The organism is Methanosarcina spelaei (assembly GCF_002287235.1).
Lineage (GTDB): Archaea > Halobacteriota > Methanosarcinia > Methanosarcinales > Methanosarcinaceae > Methanosarcina > Methanosarcina spelaei.
Genome location: NZ_LMVP01000326.1, coordinates 1 through 943, shown reverse-complemented (window position 1 = coordinate 943; position 943 = coordinate 1). Strand labels below are relative to the sequence as shown.

Here is a 943-nt window from a genome sequence, read left to right as displayed (position 1 = left end):
GGGAAGTTTTCCATCCCCGCAGCAAGCTAGCGGGGTATTCGACTGAAATAAAATATTTAACAACTGTTTTCAGCATAAAATCCGACAGAACAAAAATAAAAAAGCAATAACTAGCCAGTGATTAACGGAAACTAATTCAGAAAATTTGTTTCAGTAATCAGATTAAAGATGGCTAGTTATTTATTTTCTCAGGTTAAGTAGTTCTTTTTATTCATTTTTTAAATGGTTAACATTTCAGAACTTTATGAACATGTTAACCGGATGAACATACTATTAAGTCAGTAAAACTGATTTTTATAGCGCGTTCAGTCTTTTGTTATTTTGTCACTTTTATATAGTTTGATTTTGTTTTTGTATTACTTCCTGCTGCATTTGTTGCTGTAAGTTTAACCGTGTAAGTTCCTGCAGCTGAATATGTGTGTACTGGACTCTTTTGTGTTGAGTATGTCCCATCTCCAAAATCCCATCTCCACTTCGTTGGAGATCCTTTGCTTGTCTCTGTGAATGTAACCTTTAACGATGCTTTTCCTGAAAGTGGAGAACTCCAGAAGTCCGCAACCGGAGCTTGTGAAGTTGATGTCACTATGATATACTTTGATTTTGTTGCAGTGTTACTACCTGCAGCATTCGTTACTGTAAGTTTAACAGTATATTTTCCTGCTTTAGAGTACTTATGCGTTGGACTCTTTTCTGTTGAACTTGTTCCATCTCCGAAATTCCATTCCCATTTAGCAGGTTTTCCTGTACTTTTGTCAGTAAATTTAACGCTTAAAGGCTCGCTTCCTAATTTTGGAGATGCATAAAACACAGCAGCTGGAGTTTGAGAAGTTGTTGTAACGGTTACATAATTTGATTTTGTTACCGTGTTGCTGCCTGCTGCGTTACTTGCTGTCAGTGTTACCGTGTATTTTCCTGCAGCTGAATACTTATGTGTTGGGTGCTG

General features: G+C 36.8%; 1 protein-coding gene. It reads right to left on the bottom strand.

All coding sequences use genetic code 11. From position 1 onward, the window contains the following. Window positions 1-316 precede the first annotated feature (316 nt). Window positions 317-943, bottom strand: a 627-nt coding sequence (locus ASJ81_RS13795; RefSeq protein WP_141241733.1) for a PKD domain-containing protein, incomplete at its 5' end; no start/stop codon positions are given.